Source organism: Gemmobacter caeni, assembly GCF_003054195.1.
GTDB lineage: Bacteria > Pseudomonadota > Alphaproteobacteria > Rhodobacterales > Rhodobacteraceae > Gemmobacter > Gemmobacter caeni.
Genome location: NZ_QBKP01000014.1, coordinates 63,227 through 82,702 on the forward strand (window position 1 = coordinate 63,227; position 19,476 = coordinate 82,702).

Consider the following 19,476-nt stretch of genomic DNA (forward strand, 5'->3'; position numbering starts at 1 on the left):
ATCTGCCCTTCGTAGACTATATTCACATTAGAACGGATCACGGGCGCGGGCACAAATGACAAAAGCGAAATCGGGACCAAAGGTCGAAACTTCGGGAATTCTGGAACAGGCGCAGCGCGCGGCGAAGAAAGGCCCGCCGCCGGTGCATCTGTGGAACCCCGATTATTGCGGCGAGATGGACATGCGCATCGCCCGCGACGGCACATGGTTTCACGAGGGCACCCCCATCGGCCGCGCACCGCTGGTGAGACTGTTCGCCTCGATCCTGAAGCTGGAGGACGGGCGCTTTTACCTCGTCACCCCGGTGGAAAAGCTGGGCATCGTGGTCGAGGATGCGCCCTTCATCGCGGTGGATTTCACCCGCGAGGGCACGGGTGACAGCCAGCGCCTGACCTTCACCACCAATGTCGGTGATGAAGTGACAGCGGGGCCGGAGCATCCGATCCGGGTCGAGCGCCACGGGACGGAAGGCGAACCCGCCCCTTACGTCATGGTCCGGCGCGGGCTGGAGGCGCGGATCGACCGCAAGAGTTTCTACCGCCTCGTCGAAATCGGTGTCACGCGGCCCCATGAAGGGGCGGACTGGTTCGGGCTGATGTCGGATGGTGCCTTCTTTCCGGTCATTCCCGCCGCAGAACTGGGCAGCTGACGCGCAGGAGCCTCCGCACAAGGCAGCCTGCGCGGGCGCACAGGACAATGGCAGTGCCCTTGCGCTAACAGAAGCGCATTCCTGACCGAGGTTGCCATGATCCCCGCCCGTTTCTCCCCTGTCCTGTTCGGCCTGATCCTGTCGGGGCTGATGTCCTGGATCGTCAGCGGCATCGCCACCCTGCGCGCCCTTGGCCCTGCACCGGGCTTTTTGGGCGAATGGATGGGAAGCTGGCTCACCGCATGGGCCGTGGCTTTCCCGGTCGTGCTGCTGGTGGCGCCGGTCGCCCGCCGCATCGTGGCCCGGCTGACGGTCTGACGCCGCAGCGCGGCGCTTCGCCCTTGCCGCCCTCGCCGCCTGCTTTTATCATGCGTCAAAGGCCCTCAGGGCCAAGCCATGATCCATGAGGACAGCCATGACCATCGAAGCCCCGGAAACCCAGGTCGTCACCACTTGGAAAGTGGCCTGCGACGGAGGCGAAGGCGCGCTTGGCCACCCGCGCGTCTGGCTGACCATTCCGCAGGATACCGGCTTCGTCGAATGCGGCTATTGCGACAAGCGCTATGTGATCGACCGCGATCACGCCCACGACGACCACTGATCCCCGCACGATACCGCCGCTGACTGACCGGCAATTTGCTGGCTCGTCGATGCCGGGCAGGGTCGTGGCTTTTGACGACAGGGCGAATCGCCTGCCGCTGGCCGCAGGGCCGCGATGCGGGGCCAGTACCCGGCACCACGGCGTTGCGCCCGTCCCTTTCGCCTTCCGACGATCAGGCCAGCGCCACAGCAAATCGCGGCCCGGTCACCGGAAGCTCCGCCAGTCCCATCGCCCGATAGGCGGCCTGTGCGTCGGTATTCGCCGGATGGGTCGAGATGGTCAGCCCGCTGCGCCCTTCTTCCAGCGTCAGTTCCCGCGCCGCTGCGATCAGCGCCCGGCCCACGCCCGCCCGCCGGAAGGGCTGCTGCACGAACAGGTGATCCATCACATAGCCCACCTGCCCCGTCACCAGGTTCTGCCGCGCGACAAGCAGGGCATAGCCCACCGGATGCGGCGCCGGGCTGTCACTCAGACAGGCGACCATAAGCCGCGTTGCCGGGCTTTGAAATACCAGCCGCGACAGATCGGCGGGGGTGATGGTCGCCGCATCGCCATGATGCGCGGCCAGCGCGATCAGCATGCGATGCACCTCGGGCAGATGCACGGGTTCGGCGGTTCGGACGTTGACGACAGACATATGGAAGGTTCCTTTGCGTTTCGCCCGCTTGGGAACCCCGATCCTCATGGCCTGCCCCTCGCGGGCGGCCTGTGGGTCATTTGGAAATGCTGACCGGCCGCCTATGTAGCGTCGGACCAATAAAACGAGACGAGGGCGATCAGGTTCAGCATGGCGCGCACCATGGCGCCGCGCCGCGCGCGCGTCAAGCCCCGCGTTTGGCGCTGATCGCCCCGAGGATGGCGCCCAGCACCGCCCCTGCGGGCATCCAGAAGAACGCCACGCTCATCGCATAGGAGCCTTCGGCCTGCGAGACCGGCATCACATAGGTCAACCCGACCGCGATCCCCAGTGCGACCAGCGCCCCCAGCACGAAACCGGCCAATGCACGTCCCAGAACCCGCATCCATGCCTCCGATGGGTGGCAGACCGCCCCCGTTCGTGCCAATACTGCCATGAAACCGCGCGGAGAACGACCATGACTTTCGGCAAGGGCTGCCATCTTCACCTCATCGACGGCTCGGCCTTCATCTTCCGCGCCTATCACGCGCTGCCGCCGCTGACGCGCAAGACCGACGGCCTGCCCATCGGCGCGGTCGCCGGGTTCTGCAACATGCTCTACCGCTATATCGAGGGCAACAAATCCGGCGACGCCCCGACCCATGTGGCGGTGATCTTCGACCATTCGTCGAAAACCTTCCGCAACGAGATCTTTCCGGCCTACAAGGCCAACCGCCCCGAACTGCCCGAAGACCTGCGCCCGCAATTCCCCCTGACGCGGGAGGCCACGCGGGCCTTCAACATCGCCTGTATCGAGACCGAGGGCTACGAGGCCGATGACATCATCGCCACCCTGTCCTGCAAGGCCCGCGATGCCGGGGGCCGGGTGACCATCATCTCTTCCGACAAGGATCTGATGCAGCTCATCGGCGATGGCGTCGTGATGTTCGACGCGATGAAGAACAAGACCATCGACCGCGACGAGGTGTTCGAGAAATTCGGCGTGGGACCGGAACGGGTGGTGGATGTGCAATCGCTGGCCGGGGACAGCGTGGATAACGTGCCGGGTGCGCCCGGCATCGGCATCAAGACGGCGGCACTTCTGATCACCGAATACGGCGATCTGGAAAGCCTTCTGGCGCGGGCGGGCGAGATCAAGCAGCCCAAGCGACGGGAAACGCTGGTGAATTTCGCCGACCAAATCCGGGTTTCCAAGGAACTGGTCACGCTGAAATGCGACACGCCGCTGGATTTCTCGCTGGAAAGCCTTGAAGTGAAGGAGCCGGAGCCCGAGGCGCTGATGGCCTTCCTCAACGCGATGGAATTCCGCACCCTGACCAAGCGCGTCGCCGACAAGCTGGACATCACGCCCCCCGCGATGCCCACCGCCGCCCCCGTTGCGGGCGAAGAGGTGGCAGAGCCGGTCGCCCTGCCCTTCGATCACAGCGCCTATGAGGGCGTCACCACCCCCGAGGCGCTGGACCGCTGGATCGCCCGCATCCGCGAGGCGGGGCATGTGGCGTTCGACACCGAAACCACCAGCCTTGACGAGATGCGCGCCGATCTGGTGGGCATCTCGCTGGCAGTCGATGCAGGGGCGGCCTGCTATATCCCGCTGGGGCATCGGCAGGGCGGCGGCGATCTGTTCACCTCCGATGCGCCGGTGGAAGGGCAGATGCCGCTTGAAGCCGTCATCGCCGCGCTGAGGCCGGTGCTGGAGGATGCGGCGATCCTGAAGATCGGGCAGAACATCAAATACGATCTGAAGATCATGGCGCGCCACGGCGTCAACCTGTTCCCCATCGCTGACACCATGCTGATGAGCTATGCGATGTTCGCGGGCCTGCACAATCACGGCATGGACGAACTGTCTGACCGTTACCTTGGCCACAAGCCCATTCCGATCAAGGATCTGATCGGCAGCGGCAAGTCGCAGATCACCTTCGACCGCGTGGCCATCGCTGATGCTGTGAAATACGCGGCCGAGGATGCCGATATCACGCTGCGGCTCTGGCAACGCTTCGCGCCGATGCTGCATCGCGCGCAGGTCACGACGGTCTATGAGACGCTGGAACGTCCGCTGATCCCGGTTCTGGCCGAGATGGAGATGGCGGGCGTGAAGGTGGATCGTGATGTGCTGTCCCGCATGTCAAACGCCTTCGCGCAAAAGCTTGTGCAGCTTGAAGAGGAAATTCAGGGCATCGCGGGCAGCAAGTTCAACGTGGGTTCCCCCAAGCAACTGGGCGAGATCCTGTTCGACCAGATGCAGATCCCCGGCGGGCAGAAAGGCAAGACCGGCGCCTATGCCACTGGCGCCGATGTGCTGGAAGATGTGACCACGCTGGAAGACACCCATCCGCAGGGCGCGCAACTGGCGGCCCGCGTGCTGGACTGGCGGCAGATCGCCAAGCTGAAATCCACCTATACCGACAGCCTTCAGGACCATATCAACCCCGATACCGGACGGGTGCATACATCCTATTCCATCGCCGGGGCCAACACCGGGCGTCTGGCCTCCACCGATCCGAACCTGCAAAACATTCCCGTCCGCAGTGAGGAAGGCCGCCGTATCCGCGAGGCTTTTGTGGCGCCCGAAGGCCGGGTGCTGGTCAGCCTCGATTACAGCCAGATCGAATTGCGCATCCTTGCCCATATCGCCGACATTCCGGCGCTGAAACAGGCGTTCCGTGACGGGCTGGATATCCATGCCATGACCGCCTCGGAAATGTTCGGTGTGCCGGTGGAAGGCATGGACCCGATGATCCGGCGGCAGGCCAAGGCCATCAACTTCGGCGTGATCTACGGGATTTCCGGCTTCGGCCTTGCCCGCAACCTGCGCATTCCGCGGGCCGAGGCGCAGGGCTTCATCGACCGTTACTTCGAACGCTTCCCCGGCATCCGCGCCTATATGGATGACACCATTGCCTTCGCCAAGGCGCACGGCTTCGTGCAGACCCTGTTCGGCCGCAAGATCCACACGCCCGAGATCAACGCGAAAGGCCCCGGCGCCGGGTTTGCCAAACGCGCCGCGATCAACGCGCCGATCCAGGGCACGGCGGCCGATGTGATCCGCCGCGCGATGATCCGCATGCCTGCCGCCATTCAGGGCATCGACGCGAAGATGCTGTTGCAGGTGCATGACGAACTGCTGTTCGAAGTGGCCGAGGATCAGACTGACCGCCTGATCGCCACGGCCCGTGAGGTGATGGAAAGCGCCGCCGAACCGGCGGTGAAGCTGAGCGTTCATCTGCAAGCCGATGCCGGACGCGGCCCGAACTGGGCGGCGGCGCATTGATTTCCGACTGGCCCGCTCTGAAGGCGTTTGCGCTGGGGCTGGGCCTGCCCCGGATCACGGTGGAACACCCCTGGGGCAACGAGGCGCTGAAGGCGCATGGCAAGATGTGGTGCTGGTGGTCGCCGCTGGTTGATGCCGCGGTCTTTCGCGCCGAACCGGAAGAACGCGAGATGCTGATGCAGGCGGATCCCGCCACCTTCTTCCTGCATCCGCATTATGCCCGCAGCGCGCTGCTTCTGGTGCGGGCCGGACACATCGACCCCGGCTGGGCCCGCCCGCGCCTGATCCGTGACTGGCGCGCGGCGGCACCGAAACACTGGTTGCGGGACTGGGATGCCGCGCAGACCCCGGATGGTCCGGGCCGCGAAACCGGGTGAAAGAAACGGCATCCGCTGCTAGAGTGTCCCGATTGGAACCAAAGCAGACAGGACAATGCCGGATCAGACGCACAAGGGTCAGCTTGCCGATCAGGCGTTTCTGTTCGGCCCCGAGGACGGGCGCGCGCCGGAAGACGGCGCCACGGCCGATCCGATCGACATGCAGATCGTGGCAAGCACCTATCGCTCTATCGTCGATCAGGATGCTTTCGAGGATATGATCGCAAGCTGGGCCGCCAAGCTGGACCAGATCGAACCGGAAACCGGGCGCAGGCGGGGCCTGTCGCAGCAATTGTTCGGCCAGTTGATGATGGCTCGGCACACGCTGGAAACGCTCGACATCCCGGCCGAGAACGACCCCCTGAAACGCGCGATTACTGATGTGCCGGGGCCTGCGGTCGTACTGACACCCGATGGCCGGGTGGCCATGGCCAATATCGCGGGCGAGCGCGCCTTTGCCACCAAGCAGGGCGCCTTTCTGGATACCGAGGTGATCGCCCCCGCCTCGCTTCAGGATTACACGGCACTGATGCGGGCGGCGCGCGGCCAGGGCAATGCGGCGCAAGCCATCCTGACCGTGATCCCGCCCCCGGAAACAGAGCTTCCGCCCTTTACCGCCGAAGGCTACATGATCGCCGTGCGCGGCCAAAGCGGTGCGCATGTGGCGCTGCGCTCGCTCGAAATCGCGTGGGAGCCTTCGGTCTCGGCCCGCCTGCGCGAGGCCTTCGGGCTGAGCGCCGCCGAAGCGGAGGTGGCGCGGCTGTTCTTCCTGCTGCGTGACATTGACCGCATCGCCGAGGCACGGGCTGTGTCGCGCCTGACCGTGCGCACGCAGGTCAAGACCATCATGTCCAAGGTCGAGGCCCCGACAAACGTCGATCTGATGCGGCTTCTGGCGATGATCGCAGGGCGCGAGGCGATGGGCCAGCGCGGCGAAAGCCCGGTCTGGCAGGATCCGCTGGGCCGCGAGGACCGCATCGAGACGCCAGACGGCCGGGTGGTGACCTGGACATGGATGGGCGCGCGTGACGGCCGCCCCGCCGTGCTGCTGCGCGGCTTTCCGATGACCTATATCCTGCCGCCCGAGGCCGAGGACCGGCTGCGCCGCGCCGGGGTGAAACTTTATGCCCTGTCGCGCCCCGGCTATGGCAACAGCTCGCTCCACAAGGATCTGGATGTACGGCAGGACAATCAGGCCGCCCTGCGGATATTTCTGGACAGGGTCATCCGCCAGCCCTGCCTTGGCATCGGTATGTCCAACGGCTTTGTTCCGCTGCTGGAGGAACAGCAAGCCAATCCGGCGCGATTTCATGCGCTGATGGCCATTGGCTATACCGGCGTGCTGGACCGCAGCGGGATACACCGCCTGCAACCGATCCAGCGCACCATGATGCGGATGGCGGCACATACACCCTGGCTGGCGGAACTGGTGGCGAAATCGGCGCATCGCATGATGCGGCAACATGGCGTCGACTGGTATCTGGAGCGGGCCTACCGCACCCGCCCGCTGGACATGCGCACCTGTCAGAACCCAGAGGTGGCGGCGCTGATCCGCAACGCCTGTGAACACCTTCTGAAACAGGGACATGGCGCTTTCGTGCGCGACCTGCAACTGGCGGGTGCGCCAATCGACGCGGCCATCGAGGCGCTGACCATCCCGCTGCTGTTTCTCGCCCCCGTGCTGGACGGGGTGTTCGACGAGATGCGCTACCGCCAGATCGAGCGGCGCAACCCCAGGATCCGGGTCGAGCCTGTCGCCGATGCGGGCGAACTGATCTTCTACCAGCAAAGCCGCCTGATTGTAGACCGGATCATCGAACTGTCGCGTGCGCCGCAGCCCGCCTGACCGGGGCGGTTCTGTTGCAATGGCAGGCATTCTGGCGGATAACCACGGCGATGACCAAGTATTCCTATCAGATCGAAAATGCGGTCGCGCTGCGCGGCTCGATCTCTGTCGGCGAGTTGTCCGATCTGCTGGGCGTATCGGATCAGACCATCCGCAGGGTCATCAAGCCGCTGGTCGATGCGGGCAAGGTGCGCAAGGTCCATGGCGCCATCGTCGCGGTGTCGAAGCCGGTGGATGCGCCCTATCACGCCCGGATGCAGCTCATGCGGCAGGAAAAGACCGCCATTGCCACGATGGTCGCCTCGATGGTGCAGGACGGCGAAAGCCTTGCCATCGACACCGGATCGACCTCGGGCTTCATCGCGCAGGCGTTGCAGATCCGGCGCAACCTGACGGTGGTCACCAATTCCACCTTCGTCGCCTCGACACTGGCCACCGTACCGGGCAACAAGGTCTATATGGCGGGCAGCCAGTTGCGCGACCATGACGGCGCCGCCTATGACCGGCAGGCCTTCGCCACCATCGAACGGATACGGGTCGGGCGCTGCATCCTGTCAGCCTCAGCCGTCGATCCCCGGCGCGGCTTTCTGGCCTTCGAGCAATGCGAGGCCGATATCGCCGATGCCATGCAGGCGATCGCCGAAGGCACGATCATGGCGGTGGATCATTCCAAATTCACCGAAGGGCGCCGCCCGCCCAGCGCCTTTCAGGTGCAACTTGCCCCCGACAGCCAGATCGTGACGGACCGGCCGCCTGCCGCCGATTTTACCGAAGTGCTGGCGCCGTTCCGGCTGGTGTCCTGCCAGACCGGCGCCTGAGCCTCAGGCCTTCACCCGCGCCATCTTCGGGTCGTAAAGCGGCGCCAGAGAGACTTCGGCGGGCACCCGGATCGTCGCCACCTCAAGCTCATACCGGCCTGACAGCACATAATCGGCACTGACCCCTTCGGGGTTGCGGACATAGCCCATACCGATGGACCGGCCGAGCGTATGGCCGAAGCCACCCGAGCTGAGCCAGCCGACGCGCTGCCCGTCACGATAGATCGTTTCGCGGCCACTGAGGATGATGTCGGGCGAGGTGGTGAAGGTCGCCATCATCTTGCACACCCCGCTCGCCCGCTGCGCCGCAACCGCCTCGCGGCCCCGGAAGGGGATGTCTTTCTTCAGCTTCACCGCCCAGCCAAGGCCCGCCTCGTCCGGTGTGTGGTCCGGCCCGATCTCGGCGCCCCAGGCCCGATAGCCCTTTTCAAGACGCAGCGTTTCAATGGCGCGGTAGCCCGCATTGCGCAGCCCATGCGCCGCGCCCGCCTTGTGCAGCGCGGCATAGACGGCGCTGGCGTATTCCACCGGGAAATGCAGTTCCCACCCCAACTCGCCCACATAGGTGACCCGCATCGCCAGCACCGGGCAACCGGCGATGCCAATGGTCTGGGCCGTGCCAAAGGGGAAGGCGGCGTTCGACACATCTGCCCGCGTAACCGCTTGCAGGATGGCGCGCGCGCGCGGCCCCATCAGCGACAGCACTGCATGGGCCGAGGTGATGTCGAACAGCTGCGCATTCATGCCTGCCGGGATATTGCGCGAAATCCAGTCAAAATCACGGGTGGCGAAGCCGGTGCCGGTGACGATGTAGAACTCGTCCCGCGCCCGGCGCACCACGGTCAGATCGGCCTCGATCCCGCCCCGGTCGTTCAGCATCTGGGTATAGGTCAGGCTGCCGACCGGACGCCCCACATCATTCGCGGCAATCCATTGCAGCGCAGCCTCGGCATCCGGGCCTTTCAGCGCGAATTTGGCGAAAGAGGTCTGGTCGAACAGCACCGCCGCCTCGCGGCAGGCGCGATGTTCGCGGCCCACCGCATCGTGCCAGTTCGGCCGCTGGAAGGTGTAGATATCCGCCTGCCCCTCGCCTGCCGCCAGATCGGCGAACCAGTTCGGCCGTTCCCAGCCCAGCTTTTCGCCGAACACCGCGCCATCGGCCTTCAGCGTGTCATACAATGGCGATTTGCGGCAGGGCCGGGCCGAATGGTGTTCCTCGCTGGGCCAGGCCATCGTGTAATGCTTGCCGTAAGCCTCATAGGTCCGGCTGCGAATCCAGTCGGTATCGAAATGGGGGCGGCCGAAGCGGCGGATGTCGGCGGGCCAGAGGTCAAAGGGTGCCTGCCCCTTGGCCACCCATTCCGCCAGCGCCATGCCCGCCCCGCCACCCGAGGCGATGCCGAAGGCGTTGAACCCGGCACCGACGAAGAAATTCCGCTGTTCCGGTGCCTCGCCCAGAATGAACATCCCGTCGGGGGTAAAGCTTTCCGGCCCGTTGATCATCTGTTTCACGCCTGCCCGTTCCAGCGCGGGCACACGGCCCAGCGCCAGCTCCATGATCGGGGTGAAATGGTCAAAGTCATTGTCCAGCAGCGTGTAATGGAACCCCGGCGGCAGAGATCCGTCGCGCCAGAGCTTCGGGTTCGGCTCGTAGCCGCCCATCACCAGCCCGCCAACCTCTTCCTTCCAGTAAGTCAGGCGATCAGGGTCACGCAGCGTGGGCAGGGTAGAGGTCACGCCCTCGATCCGTTCTGTGACGATATACTGGTGCTCCACCGGCACGAGCGGCACGTTCACACCATGTGCGGCGCAGAAGGGGCGCGTCCACATGCCGGCGCAGACCACGACCTTTTCACAGTCGATGCGACCCTGTTCGGTGACGACACCCCGGATCACCCCGTTCTGGATGTCTACCGAAAGCACCTTCACATCTTCGAAGATCTGCGCCCCGGCCATGCGCGCGCCCTTGGCCAGCGACAGCGTGATGTCGGACGGGTTGGCCTGCCCGTCAGTCGGCAGGAAAGCCGCGCCGACGACATCGCCGATGTCCATCAGCGGCCACAGATCCTGCGCCTCCTGCGGCGACAGAAGCTGCATGTCCAGCCCGAAGCTGTGCGCCGTGGTCGCCTGCCGCTTCACCTCGGTCCAGCGTTCCTCGTTGCAGGCCAGCCGCAGCCCGCCGTTCATCTTCCAGCCGGTCGCCTGCCCCGTCTCGGCCTCCAGCTTCTTGTAAAGGTCGATGGAATAGCCAAGCAACTGCGTCACATTCGCATTGCTGCGCGCCTGACCAACAAGGCCCGCCGCGTGGAAGGTGGTGCCCGAGGTCAGCTTCTTGCGTTCCAGCAGCACGACCTCGACGCCCATCTTGGCCAGATGGTAGGCGGTCGAGCAGCCGACGATACCGCCGCCGACGATCACGACCTTTGAGGATGAAGGAAGGCTGGTCATCACAAAGTCCTCACAGGGATTGATAAGCGTGATAGGCCGCGCGGAAGGCGGCAAGGTTTTCGGCGGTATAGGCGCCGTAGTCGAAATCCAGCGCCGAGGTCAGTTCGCTGACCATGCTCCACAGCGTTTCGCGCAGGAGAGAGGCGCATTTCATCGCGGTATATTGCCGCCACAGCGCATCGCTGACCGGCTGACCGTGGTAAGCGGCCAGCAGTGCCAGTTCCTCGGCCCCGGTAAAGCCGTTGTTCGAGGCGATCCCGCCCAGATCGAACAGCGGGCTGCCGAGACCCGCATATTCCCAGTCGATCAGCCAGAACCGGCCATCGCCCTTCAGGATGTTGCCCGGCAGCAGGTCGTTATGGCCCAGCACCGTGGGGGTGGGGCCGATGGCGGCCTCCAGCGCCGCCGCCTGATCCATCAGGCCGGGCAGGAGCGCGATATGGGCCGAGTCGTTGGCAGACAGCCGCCGGGCATAATCGCGCAGGATATGGAACACCCAGAACGACAGGACAGGGCCATCCAGCCGGGCAAAGACATCGTGATGCACACGGCGCAGCAGATCGGCCAGCGCGGGGATCGTGGCGGGGGCGGCGCGGTCCTCGGGTGTCAGCGGCCGGGCATCGACGAAATCCACCACCATCACCCCCGGCGCGGCATGGCGCACGGCGGGGCCGATGCCCGCCGCCTCGGCCGCGCGCGACACCGCCAGTTCGTTCCAGCGCAGGATGCCATGTTCGGGGATGTCGACGCCGAAGCGCACGACGAAGCGCGCGCCGCCATCCTCGACCAGCAGGTTGAGGTTGGTCTTGCCCCCCTCCAGCGGCGCCACCCGTGTCGGCGCGGTGAAACAGGGCAGCGCCGCCGCACGATCCAGAAGCTGTTGCAGCGTCTCAGGCATGGTCCTCCCCCCTCTTGCGGTTCACTGCGGCGGTGATGATCCGGTCGCTCATGATGGCGAGGAAGGCCACCGCCAGACCGGCCACCACACCCTTGCCGACATTGGCCTTGGTCAGCGCGATATAAACCTCCTGCCCAAGGTCGCGGGTGCCGACCAGCGCGGTGATGACCAGCATCGACAGTGCCAGCATGATGGTCTGGTTCAGGCCCAGCAGGATTGAGGGCATTGCCAGCGGCAGCTTCACCTTCCACAAAAGCTGCCGCGGCGTGCAGCCAGAAACCAGCCCGGCCTCGACAAGCTGGCTGTCAATGCTGCGGATGCCGTGGGCGGCATAACGCACGGCGGGCACCACGGCATAAAGCACGACCGCAATCATGGCCGAGAAATCACCGACCCGGAACAACATGACCACCGGGATCAGATAAACGAAGGTCGGCAGGGTCTGAAGCGTGTCGATGACCAGCGTGAGCACGGTATTGGCCCGCGCGTTCTGTCCGGCCCAGACGCCCAGCGGCACGCCGATCAGCATGGCGATGACGACAGAGACACCGCAAAGGTAAAGCGTGATCATCGCCTCGGGCCAAAGCCCGCTCGCCGCGATGAAACTGGCCATGGCAAGGCCCATGGCGCCCAGCCGCCAGCCCCCGATCTTCGCAGGAATCGCAAATGCCAGCGCCAGCCCCCAAGGCCACGGGATACCCAGCAAGAGTTGCTTCACCGGCACCAGAATCCAGGTCAGGGCAAAGACTTTCACCGCCTCGATCTGGTCATAGAGGTTGAGGTTGATCCATGAAATTACCCCCTGCCAGAAGCTGCCGGTGCTGAGCTGCCAGCTTTCGGGAAAGCTGTTCAGCGCGGGCAGCAGCACGCCCAGCGGGTAGCTGACCAGCAGCACCACTAGCAAGGCAAGGCTGCGCGGGTGGCGGGCCATCCACCCCCCTTGTGCCTGCACCACCGGGCCACGGCGCGCGATGGCCTGGCTCAGCCTATCCAGCGCCACGGCAAGGATGACGATGCCGAACCCGGCCTCGACCCCCGCGCCCACGTCCAGCTTGCGCAGCGCGGTCAGCACCTGAAAGCCCAAGCCCCCCGCCCCGATCATCGAGGCGATGATGACCATGTTCAGCGTCAGCATGATCACCTGATTGACACCGACCATCAGCAGGCCCCGCGCCGCAGGCAGCCGCACCTTCCACAGGTTCTGGCGCGGAGTGCAGCCCGACATGCGCCCAGCCTCGACAATTTCTTCCGGCACACCGCGCAGGCCCAGAGTGGTGATCCGCACCATGGGTGGCATCGCGTAGATGATCGTCGCCACAAGTGCCGACATGGCGCCAAAGCCGAACAGGAACAGGATGGGCACCAGATAGGCAAAGACCGGCACGGTCTGCATCAGATCCAGCAGCGGGCGCAGGCCTGTGTCGACCCAGCGGAAGCGGAAGGCCGCGATACCCAGCAGGATGCCCAGCCCGACGCCCAGCGGCACCGCGATGGCGACCGAGGCCAGCGTGACCATGGCGCTTTCCCACAGCCCGAACAGCAGAAGATACAGGAAGCTCGCCACGACCAGCGCCGCCAGCCGGAAGCCGCCAGCCCGATGCGCCAGAAGGCCGAAGCCCAGCACGACGACCAGCCAGCTGACATGCGGCAGCACCGGCACCGCCTGCTGACCCTGCCCGATCTGGAACCCGTCGATCAGGAAATCGCGCAGTACGAAATAGGGCGCCTCGACCAGCGCCGACAGCAGCCGCGTCAGATCGCGGAACCGCAGGGGGCCAAGGGCCGCATCCTCGACCAGCCATTTCATCGCGGTCGAAATCGCGCGGTCAGCGTGCAACTCCCAGCCTTTGGGGAATTTGGTCAGCCATTTCCAGCCCGTCGCCGCCCCGATCTGTTTTGACGCCAGCGACAGCACCAGCGTCACCAGCGCAAGCCCGCCCCAGAACAGAAGATCGGCCGGGCGCCAGCGTCTCATCGCGCGACCTCGCGGCCGATCAGGATGTCGATGACGGTGCGGCCATCGATCTCGCCCATGGGCGCGCCATCCCCGGCCAGTACGCGGAACGGCAGGCCCGCCGCCTCGATCCGGTCGGCGGCCTCAGCCACGCGCAGACTTGCAGTCAGATCACCGGCGAACGGCCCCGGCCCCAGCGGTTTCGCCGCCGTGCCCAGCCGCACCACCTTGGCGCGCGGAATGTGCTGGGTGAATTCGGCGACGTAATCGTCGGCGGGATTCAGCACCAGTTCCTCGGGCGTGGCAGTCTGCACGATGGCGCCATCGCGCATCACCGCGATGCGGTCGGCCAGACGGATCGCCTCGTCAAAATCATGGGTGATGAAGACGATGGTCTTGTGCAGCCGCGCCTGAAGACGCAGCAATTCATCCTGCATCTCGCGCCGGATCAGCGGGTCCAGCGCCGAGAAGGGTTCATCCAGAAACCACAGATCGGGCTCGACGATCAGGGATCGCGCAATCCCGACGCGCTGCTGCTGCCCGCCCGAAAGCTCGTGCGGATAGCGGTTCTCGCGCCCTTGCAACCCGACCAGTTCCATCACCTGCATGGCGCGGTCGAGCCGGGTCTTGCGGTCGATACCCTGCACCTCCAGCGGGAAGGCTGCGTTTTCCAGTGCGGTCAGATGCGGCAACAACGCGAAATGCTGAAACACCATCCCCATCTTGTGCCGCCGCAACGCAATCAGCTCCGGCCCTGACATGCCCAGCAGGTCGCGCCCTTCGAACCGGATCTCCCCGGCGGTCGGCTCGATCAACCGGGCGAGACAGCGCACCAGCGTCGATTTGCCCGATCCCGACAGGCCCATGATGACGAATATCTCGCCCTTGCGGATGGTCACATCGGCACTGCGCACCGCGCTGACGATATTGGCACGGCGCAGCGCCTCGGGCGTGGCCTGCATGCCGTGGCTTTGCAGAAAGCTGTCGGCACTGGCGCCATAAAGCTTCCAGACATTGCGGCATTCAAGGATGATCGGCTGTTCCATGGCGGTCCGGTCCGGGCAGTGAGGAAGGACGGGGGGCGGACGCCCCCCGACGGGCCATTACTTCAGCCAGCCTTGCCAGACGGATTCATTGGCGCCCATCCATTCGGCCACCACTGTCGGGATCTCGGCGCCATCTACATCGACCTTGTAGATCATCTCACCCATCTCCGGGTTTTCAACGTGGAACGCCCGGATGATCCTGGCCGCGCCCGGCCACTTACCCTCCAGCCCCGCCCAGCCAGCTTTCCAGATCGGGCCGGTCGGCTTGCCGCAGTCATAGGCCGCATCGGGGTTCTCGCCCCAGGCGGGATCGGTGTAGCAGGCCGGTTCATAGGGCGGGAATTCGACGTATTTACCCTCGTATTTCTCGGGCGCCCAATGCGGGGAATAGAGCCAGAGCACGATGGGCGCCTTGCGTTCATAGGCCGATTGCAGTTCGGCAAACAGCGCGGCGTCAGTTCCCGCGTGGACCACCTCGAAATCCATGTCCAGCGCCTCGACCCGTTCCTCGTCGAAGCCGCCCCAGGTCACCGGGCCACCCAGATAGCGCCCCTTCGGGGCTGTCTCGGCGGTCGAGAATGCCTCAGCGCAATCGCGCAGCGCCTTCCAGTCGGGCAGACCGGGGCAGGTTTCCTCCATATAGGCCGGATACCACCATTCCTCTTTCGCCTTCATCCCGGTCTCGCCGAAATTCACCACCCCGCCCGAGGCGACGGCCTCGTCCAGCGCCTCTTGCCCGGTGGTTGCCCAGATCTCCATCGCCAGATCCAGATCGCCGGTCTTCAGCCCCGCGAACTGCGCCAGATAGTCGGCCTGCACATATTCCACATTGTAACCCGCCTTCTTCAGCACCTCGCCCATCAGCGTTGCGCTGATGATCTGGCCAGACCAGTCATGCGTGGTGATCTTGATCGGGTCGTTGCTTTCCACCTCGGCCGAGGCCGCACCCGCAGCGAGCGCGGCCGACAATGCGAGTGCGACAGGCGTGAACGTCTTTTTCATTTCGGACTCCCTGTGTTTTTCGATTGTATTGGCACCCGCTGAATCAGGCGCTGAAGAAACGGTAACAGCAACTCAACACATGGCAACATAATTTCAACATATACGCTCATCATTCTGCCATTCATGTGGATTTATGTGCGCTCGATGGCTAATCTTTCGTCAGAGCCCCGCATCGGATGCCCGGAATGAGCGATCTTGACCCCACTTCGAACCACCGTCAGGCCGAGATCCTGCATGCCCTGCGCCGGGCAGGCGGTGCCGCGCGGGTGCAAAGCCTTGCGCATGAGCTTGACGTTTCGGACGAAACCATCCGCCGCAACCTGCGCAGGCTGGCCAAGGGCGGCCTGGTGGAAAAGCTGCATGGCGGCGCGCGGCTGGTCGAACATGCGGTGGAGGCCGATCTGCAAACCCGGCTGATGGAACAGGCCGAACCCAAGCGCCGCATCGCGGGCGTAGTGGCGGGCATGGTGCCGGACGGCAGCTCGCTGTTTCTGGATGTCGGCTCCACCACCAGTTTCATCGCCGATGCGCTGCATGCCCATCGCGGGCTGACCATCGTCACGAATTCCGTCGCGGTGGCCTACAAGCTGGCCACCCGCAACGGCAACCGGGTGTTCTTCGCCGGGGGCGAGTTGCGCGCCAATGATGGCGGCGCCTTCGGCCCCGAGGCGCTGGGGTTTCTGGAATATTTCATGCTGGATCTGGCGATCCTCTCCACCTCGGGCATCTGTCCGCAGCGGGGGTTCCTGTTCTCCGACCTGTCAGAGGCGCGGCTGACCCGCACCATGATGCGGCGCGCGACCCGTTGCATCGTCGCCGCCGACATGCGCAAGTTCCATCGTATTGCCCCCGTCTCGCTGGGCGACCCGACAGAGATCGACCTGCTGGTCTGCGATGCGGCCCCGCCCGGCGACATCGCCGCCGCCGCCGCCGACTGGGGCGTCTCGATCTGCGTCGCCGCCGACATGCCTGCTGAAGGAAAGTGACCATGACCCAGACCCTGCTGGCACAGGCCATCGCCATCGCCGAACGCGCCAGTGCCATTCCGATGGCGCATTTCCGCAAGCCCCTGGAACTGGTGGCGAAAGAAGATGACAGCCCGGTCACCATCGCCGACCGGGGGACAGAACGGTTCATCCGCGACGCGCTGGCCGAAGCCTTTCCGCAGGACGGCATCTTCGGCGAGGAATATGGCGTGACCGAAGGCCAAAGCGACGCGACATGGATCATCGACCCGATCGACGGCACGCGGTCCTTCATCACCGGCCATCCGCTGTTCGGCATGCTGCTGGGGCGGCTGGTGGCGGGCGTGCCGCAAATCGGCGTGGTGCGGATGCCCGCGCTGAACGAAACCTTTGCGGGCGCGCGCGGCCATGGTGCCACGCTGAACGGCACCTCCATCGCGGTGCGGCAGACCCGCGATCTGGCGCAGGCCATGGTCTATATCAACGAGGCCGAGAAGATCGAGGCCGCCGACCCCGCCCGTTTCGCCCGGCTCTGCCGCGTCGGCCATACCCGCCGCATGGCCTATGATTGCTACCCACATGCGCTGGTCGCGGCAGGGCAGATCGACGTTGTGGTGGACTGCGGCTTGCAGCCCTACGACTATCTGCCGCTGATCGCGCTGGTCGAGGCGGCAGGCGGGCTGATCTGCGACTGGCAGGGCAAAGCGCTGACGCTGGAATCCGACGGCCGCGTCATCACCGCCGCGACGCCGGAACTGCGCGACGCGATGATCGCGCTGCTGGCCGCCTAAAGCGCCGCGACCAACTCGCGCACCCGGTCGGCATTGTCGCGGGCCGGGCTGCCATCGGCATTCAAAAGGTTGTTCTCAAACCCGATCCGCGCCTTGCCGCCCTGCGCGATGGCCGCCACCAAACAGGCGGTTTCCGCCGGGCCGAAAGCACAGACCGCCCAGTCGGCCTGCAAGCCCGCCGCCCGCTGCCGCGCCAGCGGCTCCGCCAGATCGGCAGGGGCCGAAACCTGACCAGCCGTGTAACGGCCCAGAACATGCAACACTTGCACTTCGCCCGCAGGCACCACACCCGCGCCTTGCAGGGCGGCCAGCCGGTCCACATCGGCCGCGTCATAAAGGATATGCTGCACCGCGATCCCGGCGCCCGCGCAATCGTGATAGAAGGCGCGGGTCAGCCGCTCGTCGGGTTCCGTGGTGATCTCGCGCAGTGCGACCGAAACCATGGCTGGCCGCAGCGCCATGACCAGCGCGCGCTGTTCGGCGGCGCTATAGCGCCCCACCGCCTCGGTGGTGATCTGCGCCGCCATGCCCGGCACGGCGCGGGACAGTTCTGCGAGCAATTCGGCATAAAGCCCGGCGTCCAGCACATGCGCGCCTTCGGCATCGCGGACATGGGCATGGATGGCCCCTGCCCCGGCGGCCTGACAGTCCACCGCGCAGGCCACAATTTCGGGAATGGTGAGCGGCAGCGCCGGATGATCCGCCTTGCCCAGCCGCGCGCCCGTGGGTGCCACCATGATCCGCGGCAGGCTCATGCAGCCAGCGCGCCCCGGATCGCGCCGGAAAGTTTGCTTACCAATTCGTCGATCTGTGCATCCTCGATGATGAAGGGCGGCGCGAGAAGGATATGGTCGCCGCGCTGGCCGTCGATGGTGCCCCCCATCGGATAGCAGATCAGCCCGGCCTCGAAGGCCAGCGCCTTGACGCGGGCATGCAGCTTCAGCGCCGGGTCGAAAGGGACTTTCGTCTCCCGATCCGCGACCAGTTCAACGCCGCGGAACAGCCCCCGCCCCCGGATGTCGCCGATATGAGGGTGCTGGCCCAGCGCTGCCTCCAGCGCGGCTTGCAGCCTGGCGCCCTGTTCGCGCACCCGCGCCAGCAGCCCGCGCGCGACAATCGCCTCCAGCACCGCATTGGCCGCCGCCGCCGCCATCGGATGCCCCATATAGGTGTGCCCGTGCTGGAAAAAGCCCGAGCCCGCCGCGACGGCGTCATAGATCCGGCCCGAGGTCAGCAGCGCCCCGATGGGCTGATAACCCGCCCCCAGCCCCTTGGCGATGGTGATGAGGTCGGGCGCCACGCCATCTTCCTCACAGGCGAACAGGTGGCCGGTGCGGCCCATGCCGCACATCACTTCGTCCAGGATCAGCAGGATGCCATGCTGATCGCAAATCTCGCGGATGCGGCGGAAATAGCCGGGCACAGCAGGCACCGCCCCGGCAGTTGCGCCGACCACCGGCTCGGCGATGAAGGCCATCACCGTTTCGGGGCCAAGGCGGTTGATTTCGGCCTCCAGCTCGTCCGCGACGCGCAGGCCATAGGCCTCGACCGTTTCACCCGGCGCGCGGTCGCGGTATTCGTAGCAGGGCGCGATATGGCTGGTTTCCACCAGCAGCGGTGCGAATTGCGCGCGCCGCCAGGCATTCCCCCCCGCCGCCAGCGCACCCAGGGTATTGCCGTGGTAGCTTTGCCGCCGCGCAATGACGCGGTGGCGCTGCGGCTGGCCGATTTCCATGAAATACTGTCGCGCGAGTTTCAGCGCCGCCTCCACCGCCTCCGACCCGCCCGAGACCAGATAGACCCGGTCGATCCCCGGCGGCGCATGGGCGATCAGCCGGTCGGCCAGCGCCTCGGCCGGTTCGGAGGTGAAGAAGCCGGTATGGGCGAAGGCGAGCCGATCCAGCTGGTCATGCAGTGCCGCCCGCACCCCCGCATCGGAATGGCCAAGGCAGGACACAGCCGCGCCACCCGACCCGTCGAAATAGCGTTTGCCCGCCGCGTCGATCAGATAGCACCCCTCGCCCCGCACGGCGACGGGCAAGGCCCCTTTCGTTGACCGCCCGAACAGATGATCCGGCATGATCCGCACCCTTTCCCGCTGATCCGCCGCTTGCGGATCAGCGGGAGTATCAAGCTACCGCCCTGTGAAAGCCAGTCCGAAACAGCAGGC

The 19,476-nt window shown here is 65.5% G+C and carries 18 protein-coding genes; 9 read left to right on the plus strand and 9 right to left on the minus strand.

The window, feature by feature from the left end:
* Window positions 1-55 precede the first annotated feature (55 nt).
* The 3 genes from C8N34_RS18680 (at window position 56) to C8N34_RS18690 (ending at window position 1,250) form a co-directional block, all read left to right on the plus strand.
* Window positions 56-649 carry a DUF1285 domain-containing protein gene (locus C8N34_RS18680; RefSeq protein ID WP_108130056.1) on the plus strand — a complete coding sequence of 198 codons (594 nt, stop codon included), beginning with the start codon at window positions 56-58 and terminating at the stop codon, window positions 647-649.
* Between the two features lie 96 nt (window positions 650-745).
* Window positions 746-967, plus strand: a complete 222-nt coding sequence (locus C8N34_RS18685) for a DUF2798 domain-containing protein (RefSeq protein ID WP_108130057.1) — start codon at window positions 746-748, stop codon at window positions 965-967.
* 97 nt (window positions 968-1,064) lie between these two features.
* Complete coding sequence (locus tag C8N34_RS18690; protein WP_054303907.1) at window positions 1,065-1,250, plus strand: zinc-finger domain-containing protein; 186 nt, start codon at window positions 1,065-1,067, stop codon at window positions 1,248-1,250.
* 172 nt (window positions 1,251-1,422) lie between these two features.
* Here the strand turns inward: C8N34_RS18690 and C8N34_RS18695 are convergent, their stop codons facing one another.
* Window positions 1,423-1,887 (minus strand): GNAT family N-acetyltransferase, encoded by a 465-nt coding sequence (locus C8N34_RS18695; protein WP_158640734.1) that lies wholly within the window; start codon window positions 1,885-1,887, stop codon window positions 1,423-1,425.
* A 184-nt stretch (window positions 1,888-2,071) separates the two neighbouring features.
* Window positions 2,072-2,272 carry a hypothetical protein gene (locus C8N34_RS18700; protein ID WP_108130059.1) on the minus strand — a complete coding sequence of 67 codons (201 nt, stop codon included), beginning with the start codon at window positions 2,270-2,272 and terminating at the stop codon, window positions 2,072-2,074.
* Between the two features lie 72 nt (window positions 2,273-2,344).
* On the opposite strand from C8N34_RS18700, the gene polA reads away from it, so the two are divergent.
* Genes polA through C8N34_RS18720 form a run of 4 tightly spaced genes read left to right on the plus strand, consistent with a single transcriptional unit; the run spans window position 2,345 to window position 8,202 of the window.
* On the plus strand, window positions 2,345-5,161 hold the full coding sequence (gene polA / locus C8N34_RS18705) for a DNA polymerase I (protein ID WP_108130060.1): 2,817 nt from the start codon (window positions 2,345-2,347) through the stop codon (window positions 5,159-5,161).
* On the plus strand, window positions 5,158-5,538 hold the full coding sequence (locus C8N34_RS18710; protein WP_158640733.1) for an MmcQ/YjbR family DNA-binding protein: 381 nt from the start codon (window positions 5,158-5,160) through the stop codon (window positions 5,536-5,538). Before polA ends, C8N34_RS18710 begins: the two co-directional genes overlap by 4 nt.
* A 55-nt stretch (window positions 5,539-5,593) precedes the next feature.
* Complete coding sequence (locus tag C8N34_RS18715) at window positions 5,594-7,384, plus strand: helix-turn-helix transcriptional regulator (RefSeq protein ID WP_108130062.1); 1,791 nt, start codon at window positions 5,594-5,596, stop codon at window positions 7,382-7,384.
* A gap of 50 nt (window positions 7,385-7,434) precedes the next feature.
* A complete protein-coding gene (locus tag C8N34_RS18720) occupies window positions 7,435-8,202 on the plus strand; it encodes a DeoR/GlpR family DNA-binding transcription regulator (protein ID WP_108130063.1) in 768 nt (255 codons plus the stop codon).
* A gap of 3 nt (window positions 8,203-8,205) precedes the next feature.
* On the opposite strand, the gene C8N34_RS18725 is transcribed toward C8N34_RS18720, so the two are convergent.
* From C8N34_RS18725 to C8N34_RS18745, 5 genes are read right to left on the minus strand one after another with little or no spacing between them, the layout of a single operon-like run.
* Window positions 8,206-10,650, minus strand: coding sequence for a GcvT family protein (locus tag C8N34_RS18725; RefSeq protein ID WP_108130064.1), 2,445 nt, complete (start codon window positions 10,648-10,650; stop codon window positions 8,206-8,208).
* A 10-nt stretch (window positions 10,651-10,660) separates the two neighbouring features.
* Window positions 10,661-11,548: a choline kinase family protein gene (locus C8N34_RS18730; protein WP_108130065.1), complete on the minus strand. Its 888-nt coding sequence runs from the start codon at window positions 11,546-11,548 to the stop codon at window positions 10,661-10,663.
* Window positions 11,541-13,523: an ABC transporter permease gene (locus tag C8N34_RS18735; protein ID WP_108130066.1), complete on the minus strand. Its 1,983-nt coding sequence runs from the start codon at window positions 13,521-13,523 to the stop codon at window positions 11,541-11,543. Before C8N34_RS18735 ends, C8N34_RS18730 begins: the two co-directional genes overlap by 8 nt.
* Window positions 13,520-14,548 carry a quaternary amine ABC transporter ATP-binding protein gene (locus C8N34_RS18740; protein ID WP_108130067.1) on the minus strand — a complete coding sequence of 343 codons (1,029 nt, stop codon included), beginning with the start codon at window positions 14,546-14,548 and terminating at the stop codon, window positions 13,520-13,522. The genes C8N34_RS18735 and C8N34_RS18740 overlap by 4 nt, the downstream gene beginning before the upstream one ends.
* A gap of 57 nt (window positions 14,549-14,605) precedes the next feature.
* On the minus strand, window positions 14,606-15,550 hold the full coding sequence (locus C8N34_RS18745) for an ABC transporter substrate-binding protein (RefSeq protein ID WP_108130068.1): 945 nt from the start codon (window positions 15,548-15,550) through the stop codon (window positions 14,606-14,608).
* A gap of 185 nt (window positions 15,551-15,735) precedes the next feature.
* Between C8N34_RS18745 and C8N34_RS18750 the strand changes: the two genes are divergently transcribed.
* A complete protein-coding gene (locus C8N34_RS18750; protein ID WP_199750706.1) occupies window positions 15,736-16,536 on the plus strand; it encodes a DeoR/GlpR family DNA-binding transcription regulator in 801 nt (266 codons plus the stop codon).
* Window positions 16,537-16,538: 2 nt separating this feature from the next.
* Entirely contained in the window at window positions 16,539-17,306 is a 768-nt protein-coding gene (locus tag C8N34_RS18755; protein ID WP_108130070.1) for an inositol monophosphatase family protein, read from the plus strand.
* Here C8N34_RS18755 and C8N34_RS18760 read toward each other — a convergent pair.
* A complete protein-coding gene (locus C8N34_RS18760) occupies window positions 17,303-18,061 on the minus strand; it encodes a beta-keto acid cleavage family enzyme (protein ID WP_242013846.1) in 759 nt (252 codons plus the stop codon). The two genes, C8N34_RS18755 and C8N34_RS18760, sit on opposite strands and share 4 nt — an antisense overlap.
* Window positions 18,058-19,386 (minus strand): aspartate aminotransferase family protein, encoded by a 1,329-nt coding sequence (locus C8N34_RS18765; protein ID WP_108130071.1) that lies wholly within the window; start codon window positions 19,384-19,386, stop codon window positions 18,058-18,060. Before C8N34_RS18765 ends, C8N34_RS18760 begins: the two co-directional genes overlap by 4 nt.
* Window positions 19,387-19,476: the final 90 nt, after the last annotated feature.